This window comes from Hydrogenophaga sp. (genome assembly GCF_031426985.1).
GTDB lineage: Bacteria > Pseudomonadota > Gammaproteobacteria > Burkholderiales > Burkholderiaceae_C > Hydrogenophaga.
Genome location: NZ_JASJOY010000233.1, coordinates 1 through 8,585 on the forward strand (window position 1 = coordinate 1; position 8,585 = coordinate 8,585).

General features: G+C 66.6%; 6 protein-coding genes and 1 pseudogene. 5 read left to right on the top strand and 2 right to left on the bottom strand.

Annotated features, from left to right (window positions below; genetic code table 11):
- Together RMP09_RS23410 and phbB are read left to right on the top strand one after the other, a co-directional pair.
- A pseudogene (locus tag RMP09_RS23410) lies at nt 1-123 on the top strand (acetyl-CoA C-acetyltransferase); the annotation flags it as partial.
- 165 nt (nt 124-288) lie between these two features.
- Nucleotides 289-1,026, top strand: a complete 738-nt coding sequence (phbB, locus tag RMP09_RS23415) for an acetoacetyl-CoA reductase (protein ID WP_291102368.1) — start codon at nt 289-291, stop codon at nt 1,024-1,026.
- A gap of 136 nt (nt 1,027-1,162) precedes the next feature.
- Here phbB and RMP09_RS23420 read toward each other — a convergent pair whose 3' ends face one another.
- Complete coding sequence (locus RMP09_RS23420) at nt 1,163-3,046, bottom strand: sensor histidine kinase (RefSeq protein WP_310568380.1); 1,884 nt, start codon at nt 3,044-3,046, stop codon at nt 1,163-1,165.
- A 15-nt stretch (nt 3,047-3,061) separates the two neighbouring features.
- Nucleotides 3,062-3,904, bottom strand: coding sequence for a transporter substrate-binding domain-containing protein (locus RMP09_RS23425; protein WP_310568381.1), 843 nt, complete (start codon nt 3,902-3,904; stop codon nt 3,062-3,064).
- A gap of 138 nt (nt 3,905-4,042) precedes the next feature.
- On the opposite strand from RMP09_RS23425, the gene dusA reads away from it, so the two are divergent.
- The 3 genes from dusA to RMP09_RS23440 all read left to right on the top strand — a co-directional run bounded on the left by dusA (nt 4,043) and on the right by RMP09_RS23440 (nt 8,516).
- Nucleotides 4,043-5,083: a tRNA dihydrouridine(20/20a) synthase DusA gene (dusA, locus tag RMP09_RS23430; protein WP_310568382.1), complete on the top strand. Its 1,041-nt coding sequence runs from the start codon at nt 4,043-4,045 to the stop codon at nt 5,081-5,083.
- A gap of 193 nt (nt 5,084-5,276) precedes the next feature.
- The gene (locus tag RMP09_RS23435; protein WP_310568383.1) at nt 5,277-7,199 is read left to right on the top strand and encodes a PrkA family serine protein kinase; all 1,923 of its coding nucleotides are present in this window, start codon (nt 5,277-5,279) and stop codon (nt 7,197-7,199) included.
- Between the two features lie 48 nt (nt 7,200-7,247).
- Nucleotides 7,248-8,516, top strand: coding sequence for a YeaH/YhbH family protein (locus RMP09_RS23440; RefSeq protein WP_310568384.1), 1,269 nt, complete (start codon nt 7,248-7,250; stop codon nt 8,514-8,516).
- The last annotated feature ends 69 nt before the right edge of the window (nt 8,517-8,585 follow it).

Below are 8,585 nucleotides of genomic sequence, written 5' to 3' on the forward strand. Positions count from 1 at the left end.
GCGTCCGGCTGCCGCATCCTGGTGACGCTGCTGCACGAGATGCAGCGCAGCGGCGCCAAGAAGGGCCTGGCCGCGCTGTGCATCGGCGGCGGCATGGGCGTTTCTCTGGCCGTCGAGCGCTGAATTTGAATCTCCCGCGCGCCGCCTGCGGCGTCACCCCCTCAAGGGGGCGGTGCGAGTGGCCCGTCCTGAGCTTGTCGAAGGGCGGTTCCACCGCACCTCTTGCAAAAACACTTCGTTCGATTGATTTTTTCTGCCATGTCGGCAACACCTAGAGGAGTACATAACATGAGTCAAAAAGTAGCCTACGTCACCGGCGGCATGGGTGGCATCGGTACCGCCATCTGCCAGCGCCTGCACAAGGAAGGGTTCAAGGTCATCGCTGGCTGCGGCCCGACGCGCGATTTCACCAAGTGGCTGGACGAGCAGAAGGCCCTGGGCTACACGTTCTACGCCTCCGTCGGCAACGTGGGTGACTGGGACTCCACGGTCGAGGCCTTTTCCAAGACCAAGGCCGAGCACGGCACCATCGACGTGCTGGTCAACAACGCCGGCATCACCAAGGACCGCATGTTCCTGAAGATGTCGCGCGAGGACTGGGACGCGGTGATGAACACCAACCTGGATTCCATGTTCAATGTGACCAAGCAGGTCGTGGGCGACATGGTCGAAAAGGGCTGGGGCCGCATCATCAACATCTCGTCGGTCAACGGTGAGAAGGGCCAGGCCGGCCAGACCAACTACTCGGCCGCCAAGGCCGGCATGCACGGTTTCTCGATGGCGCTGGCGCAGGAACTGGCCACCAAGGGCGTGACGGTCAACACCGTGAGCCCGGGCTACATCGGCACCGACATGGTCAACGCCATCCGCCCCGACGTGCTGGAAAAAATCGTCGCCACCGTGCCGGTCAAGCGCCTGGGCAAGCCCAGCGAAATCGCTTCCATCATCGCCTGGCTGGCCAGCGAAGAGGGCGGTTACGCCACCGGCGCGGACTTCTCGGTCAACGGCGGTCTGCACATGGGGTGATGGCTCCCCCCGCGCCGCGCCTGCGGTGCGTCACCCCCCAGGGGGCGACATCTGCGGCCTGGCAAAGCCAGTTCCGCGATGTCCTGGACGAAGACCCTTCGTTCTCCCAGACCCGCTTCGGCGGGTTTTCTTTTTTTCAGGTCTCGATGTCGGGCCAGTGCGGGGCGGGCGGGGGGCTGGTGAACTCCCTGTCGCGTGGCGGAAGGGGCAGGGTGAAGTAGATGGTGGCGCCGGCGTCGACCTGGCCTTGCGCCCAGATGCGACCACCGTGGCGCATGACGATGCGGCGGACCGTGGCCAGACCGATGCCGTCGCCGGGAAACTCTTTGGCCGAGTGCAGCCGGGTGAAGGGCTGGAACAGCTGGCTGGCGCGGGCCATGTCAAAACCCGCGCCGTTGTCGCGCACGTGGACGACCAGCGCGCCGTCGGGCTGCGACTGGCAGCCGATCTCGACCAGGGCCGGCTCGCGGTGCGCGCTGTACTTGACGGCGTTGTTGATCAGGTTTTGCAGCAGGCTGCGCAGCAGGTGCTCGTCGGCCCAGACCGTCATGCCCGGCTCCACGTGGCACTGCAGGCGGTGGTCGCCGCGGTCGATCTCGAAGGCCTGGCAGATGTCGCTGGCCATGGCCGACAGGTCCAGCCAGCTCGGTTGCAGCGGGATCTCGCCGATGCGCGAGAGGTTCAGCAGGCTCTCGACCATGTGGGCCAGCTGGTGGGCCGACTTGCGTGCGCGTTCGAGCAGATCGCGTGCCGCCGGGTTGAGCGAGTCGCCGGCTTCTTCCACCGCCAGCGCGGTGTAGGCCTCGACCGCCCGCAGCGGCGCGCGCAGGTCGTGCGAGACGGTGTAGTTGAAGCGCCGCAATTCGTCGGCCGCGTCGTGCAGCTCGCTCGTGCGTTCGGCCACGCGCTGCTCCAGTTCGTCGTTGAGCTGGCGCAGCTGCTGTTCGGTCTGGATGCGGCCGGTCACGTCGCGCGAGAGCCAGATCACCTGCTCGGCCGCGTCTTCAGGCGCCTGCTCGTGTCCCCCTGGCGCGCCGGCTGCGGGGCGTTCGATCACGGCCACCCGCGCCTCGAACCAGTGCTTCTCGCCACGCACGTCGTCCAGCTCGGTCTCCAGGGTCTGCACCTCGCGGGTGGAGATGGCGCGGTGGATGGTCTGCATGTAGGTGTGGACCATCTCCGGCGGGCGGTGGTCCTGCAGGCGGGCGCCGACGGGGATGGTCATGGGCCGGTCGCTGCGGGCGGTGGGCCGGCCCATGATTTCCAGTACCTGGCCGCTGGCGTCGAGCACATAGGCCGTGTCGGGCACGGCGTCGGCGTAGGCCCGCAGCCGCGCCTCGCTGGTCTGCACCTGGGTGAAGGCGCTGCGCACGCGCGACCACATCCAGAACAGCGTGACCACCGTGGCCGCCATGAGCACGCCGGTGGACGCCACGGCCAGCAGGTCCAGCCAGTGTTTGGAGCGAAAGTCTTGCTGCAGCTGGGCCAGCACCAACTGTTCGAGGTGGTGGGCCTGGTTGTTGGCGTCCAGCAGGCCGCGCTGGAGCTGCAACAGCGTTTGCGCGTCGGGGGCGTTTTGCAGGTCGGACAGGGGCAGCAGTTCCTGCGCCTTGTCGCGCAGGGTCAGGGCCACGGTGCGGGCCTCGCCGTCCAGGGCGCGCGAGCGGGGCAGCCCCGTGAGGCCGCCTTCGCCATCGAGCAGGCGCTGGGCCGACGCGGCGATGTTCTGCAAGAGCAGCGGCACTTCGCAGGCTTCGTCCTGAGCCTGGGCGCTGCAGCGTGCGCGTTGCGACACATCCTGCTGCCTGACCATCTGCAGTGCCTGCGCCGCCTGGCGCTGGATCAGCAACAGTTCCTGCATGGGCGCCACGCCCCGGTCGATGGTGCGTTCGGCCATGGTCACCCCCACGATCAGCAGGGCCTGCATGAACAGGCCGAAGCCGAGCACGGTGGCCACCGCGATGCGGAACGGGCGCGAGAGGGGGGCGGTCGACCGGGCGGGCGGGGGCGGTGCGTTCATGGTGGGCTCAGGCGCTCATGGCAGGTCCGGCGGCATTTCTTCGCTGGTGAAGCCGAAGCCCCTGACCAGCGCCCGGTGCTCCTCGGACCCCAGATAGGTCTGCAGCGCCTGGTCCATGGCGTCGCGCAGTGCCCGGTCGTCGTGGCGGAACACGAAGGCCGGGAAGCCGGCCGGTGCGTCGCTCAGGGTGCGCACCTCCAGCGGCCACTGCGGATGGGTGGACACCAGGTGCCAGGCGGTCACGGCCGAGATCGCCAGGGCGTCGGCATGGCCTTCGGCCACCGAACGCAGACCGCGGTCGGCCCTGGGCACGGTGGTGATGCGCCCGGGCAACACGCCGGCCTGGATCAGCAGATCGTTTTCGACCGCCTCATGCACCGTCACCCAGAGCATGGCCGACGCCCGTTCGAGATCGGCCGTCACGGGCCGGAGCGGCACCTGCTGCTCGCCCTGGCGCACGATCACGGCGGCCCGCACGCTGGCGGTGGGGCGGGTGAAAGCGGCCAGGCGCTGGCGTTCGGAGGTGATGAACATGCCCGCTGCGATGGCGTCGATGCGGCCGAGCTGCAGTTCGGGCAGCAGGCTGGCGAAGTCCATGCGCACCCAGTCGATGCGTTCGATGCCCAGGCGCTGGGCCATCAGGCGAAAAATCTCGGGGGCTTCGCCCGTGACCTTGCCCTGCGCGTCCACGTAGGCGTAGGGCACCTCCACCGCAAAACCCACGCGCAGACCGCCGCCGTGTTGCAGCTGGCTGGACACGCTGGGCGGCACGCTGATGTGCACCAACCAGAGCGACAGGCCGGTGAGCACCGCGATGAACAGCAGTGCCGCATGGAGCAGGTGTTTGTGCGGCTTCAACCCTGAAAGTCCCTCTGATATGGCTCAGCAATATAGGCCGACTGGGCCGGTTTGGTGGAAGCATGGGTGACAAAAGCAATGCTCCTGGTGCATTTCGGCAGCCAGCGCCCAGCCCTGAGCCCGGGGATAATCCCCGGCATGTCTTTTGATGGTTCTACCTGCGCGCAGCCGGTGGGTGTTCACTCGCCATGGCGCCTCTCGGTGGCGCCCATGATGGGCTGGACCGACCGGCACTGCCGCTACTTCCACCGCCTGCTCACGCGCCACACGCTGCTCTATACCGAGATGGTGACCAGCGGGGCGCTGATCCACGGCAACACCGCGCAGCTGCTGCGCTTCAACCCCGAGGAACACCCGGTGGCGCTGCAGCTGGGTGGCAGCGACCCGGGCGACCTGGCCCGCGCCGCGTGCCTGGGGCAGGAGCGCGGCTACGGCGAGGTCAACCTCAACTGCGGCTGCCCCAGCGAGCGCGTGCTCAAAGGGGCCTTTGGTGCCTGCCTGATGGGCGAGGCGCCGCTGGTGCGCGATTGCGTCAAGGCCATGGTGGATGTGGTGGATGTGCCGGTCACGGTCAAACACCGCATCGGCATCGACAAGGTCGAGAGCTACGACTTCGTGCGCGACTTCGTGGGCACGGTGGCCGAGGGCGGTTGCTCGGTGTTTCTGGTCCATGCGCGCAACGCCTGGCTCAAAGGCCTGTCGCCCAAAGAAAACCGCGAAATCCCGCCGCTGCGCTACGAACTGGCGCACCGCCTCAAACGCGACTTCCCGCAGCTGACCATCGCGGTCAACGGGGGCATCACCCGCAACGACCAGATCGCCGAACACCTGGCCCTGGTCGATGGCGTGATGATCGGCCGTGAGGCGTACCACAACCCCTGGCTGATGGCCGACTGGGACGCGCGCTTCTATGGCGACGCCCACCGCCCGGCGCCCACGCGCGACGCCGTGGAGCTGGCCATGGTGGACTACATGGAGCGCGCCCATGCCGAAGACGGTGTGAACTGGTATTCCATCGCCTGCCACATGCTGGGCCTGCGCCATGGCCTGCACGGCGCGCGCAAGTGGCGCCAGGTCTGGAGCGACCACCGCCTCAAACCCCTGCCACCGCGCGAGGTCTGGGCGCTGGCCCAGGCCCATGTGGTGGCGGACGGCGAAGCAGCGGCCGCCGCGGCCTGATTCTTGACAATTCGGCTGAACTTTTCCGAAACGGCTTCCTCAGACGCACAGGCCTGGCCGTGACATGAGAATTCGGACACGGCAGGGCCTGGCCGGGTGCAGGCTGCCAGCCGCCCGGCATCGGCGTCAGTGGGGAGCGGGGCTGTACGTCGGTGTATCCATCGGTTAGCGACCGCTCCGCGAAGGAGGTCGTATGGACGTCGTCCGTCATTTCCTGGACCGCTACGAGCAGGCGCGCGAGGAGGAGCTGTCGATCGAGGACTACCTCGAAGCCTGCAAACGCGATCCCCTGGTGTATGCCACCGCGGCCGAGCGCATGCTGGTCGCGATCGGCGAGCCGGAGCTGTTCGACACCCACCACGACCAGCGGATGTCGCGCATCTTCGGCAACAAGGTCATCAAGATCTACCCGGCGTTCCGGGACTTCTATGGCCTGGAGGAGCCGATCGAGCAGGTCGTGTCTTACTTCCGCCACGGTGCCCAGGGGCTGGAGGAGCGCAAACAGATCCTGTACCTGCTGGGGCCGGTGGGCGGCGGCAAGTCGTCGATCGCCGAGCGGCTCAAGCAGCTGATGGAGCAGGTGCCGTTTTATGCGCTCAAGGACTCGCCGGTCAACGAGTCGCCGCTGGGGCTTTTCAACATGGCCGAAGACGGGGCCCTGCTGGAATCGCAATACGGCATCGCCCAGCGCTATCTGGGACGGGTGATGTCGCCCTGGGCCGTCAAGCGGCTGGAAGAGTACGGCGGTGACATCCGGCGCTTCCGGGTCGTCAAGCGCTTCCCCTCGGTGCTGCGACAGTGCGGCATCGCCAAAACCGAGCCGGGCGACGAGAACAACCAGGACATTTCCTCGCTGGTGGGCAAGATCGACATCCGCAAGCTCGAAACCTTTGCCCAAGACGACCCGGACGCCTACAGCTATTCCGGCGGGCTGTGCCTGGCCAACCAGGGGCTGCTGGAGTTCGTGGAGATGTTCAAGGCGCCGATCAAGGTGCTGCACCCGCTGCTGACCGCGACCCAGGAAGGCAACTTCAAGGGCACCGAGGGCTTCGGCGCGATCCCGTTCGACGGCATCGTGATGGCGCACTCCAACGAGAGCGAGTGGAAGGCGTTTCGCAACAACAAGAACAACGAGGCCTTCCTCGACCGCATCTACATCGTCAAGGTGCCGTACTGCCTGCGGGTGTCCGAAGAGGTCAAGATCTACGAGAAGCTGATCCGCAATTCGTCGCTGGCCCGGGCCATCTGCTCGCCCGGCACGCTCAAGATGCTGGCGCAGTTTGCGGTCTTCACCCGGCTCAAGGAACCCGAGAACTCCAGCATCTTCAGCAAGCTGCAGGTGTACGACGGCGACAACCTCAAGGACACCGATCCCAAGGCCAAGAGCTACCAGGAATACCGCGACTACGCCGGCGTGGACGAGGGCATGAGCGGCATCTCGACCCGGTTCGCGTTCAAGATCCTGTCCAAGGTGTTCAACTTCGACAGCACCGAGGTGGCGGCCAACCCGGTGCACCTGATGTATGTGCTGGAGCAGCAGATCGAGCGCGAGCAGTTCCAGGCCGAGACCGAACAGCGGTACCTCGCGTTCATCAAGGAAACGCTGGCGGTGCGCTACGCCGAATTCATCGGCAAGGAGATCCAGACCGCCTACCTGGAGAGCTACAGCGAATACGGCCAGAACATCTTTGACCGCTACGTGACCTACGCCGACTTCTGGATCCAGGACCAGGAGTACCGCGACACCGACACCGGCGAAATCTTCGACCGTTCCTCGCTCAACGCCGAGCTGGAGAAGATCGAAAAGCCCGCCGGTATCAGCAACCCGAAGGATTTCCGCAACGAAATCGTCAACTTCGTGCTGCGGGCCCGCGCCAACAACGCCGGCAAGAACCCGCTGTGGACCAGCTACGAAAAGCTGCGCGCGGTGATCGAGAAGAAGATGTTCTCCAACACCGAGGACCTGTTGCCGGTGATCTCGTTCAACGCCAAGGCCAGCGCCGACGAACAGAAGAAGCACGAAGACTTTGTCAACCGCATGGTCGACAAGGGCTACACCACGCGCCAGGTGCGCCTGCTGTGCGACTGGTACCTGCGGGTGCGCAAGAGTTCGTGAACGCGGCCGCCGCCGCCGAGACGGCCGCAGTGCAGAAAGCAGGACACCATGCTCCAGCAGATCGTCGATCGCCGGATGTCGGGCAAGAACAAGTCCATCGGCAACCGCGAACGTTTCCTGCGCCGCTACCGCGAGCAGATCCGCGGCGCGGTGCGCAAGGCCGTCTCGGGCCGCAGCATCCAGGACATCGAACAGGGCGAAGACATTTCGCTGCCGCGGCGCGACGTGTCGGAGCCGGTGTTCGGCCATGGCCAGGGCGGGGTGCGCGAGTCGGTGCATCCGGGCAACCGCGAGCATGTCCGGGGTGACCGCATCGCGCGCCCGTCCGGCGGGCGCGGCGGTGCTGGACAGGGCGAAGGCAGCCCGGACGGCTCGGGCGAAGACGACTTTGTGTTCCACCTCTCGCGCGAAGAGTTCATGCAGGTCTTTTTCGACGACCTGGCGCTGCCACACCTGGTGCGCACCCAGCTGCTGCCCGACGCGGTGGAGTGGCGCTCGCAGCGCGCCGGCTTCGTCTCGGCCGGCAACCCTGCCAGCCTGCACGTGGTGCGTTCGGTGCGCACCGCGCTCGGGCGCCGGATTGCGATGGGCGGCGACCTGCGGCACCGGCTGGACGAACTGCAGGCCCAGCTGTTGTGGGCCGAACGCGATGGCGTGAGTGCCCGGGTGGTCGACGGCCTGCGCGAGCGCATCGAGGCCCTGCAGCGGCGGCTGCGTCAGATCCCCTTCCTCGACCCCCTGGACCTGCGGTTTCGCAACCGGGTCCACATCCCGCTGCCCACGGCCAAGGCGGTGATGTTCTGCCTGATGGACGTCTCGGGTTCGATGGACGAGGCGCGCAAGGACATCGCCAAGCGCTTCTTCATCCTGCTCTACCTGTTCCTGATGCGCCACTACGAAAAGACCGAGGTGGTGTTCATCCGCCACCACACCCAGGCCGCCGAGGTGGGGGAATCCGAGTTCTTCCAGGCCACGGAGTCGGGCGGCACGGTGGTCTCCAGCGCGCTGAGCCTGATGCACGAGATCATCGTGGCGCGCTACCCGTCGGGCGAATGGAACATCTATGGCGCCCAGGCCTCGGACGGTGAAAACTGGTTCAAGGACTCGGCCCTGTGCAGCGAACTGCTGCTGGGCAAGCTGCTGCCGCTGCTGCGCTACTTTGCCTATGTGCAGGTGGCGGACGACGAGCAGAACCTCTGGGAGGAATACGCCCGGGTGCGGGAGCAGTCGCCGAACTTCGCGATGCGCAAGGTCACCGGTGCCGCCGACATCTACCCGGTGTTTCGCGACCTGTTCAAGAAAGCAGGTGTGACATGAACCCCCACGCTCCACCGCTGCGCGGGTCGCTGCCCCCCGAGGGGGCTGGGCCTGCCTTGGGGCGGCCCG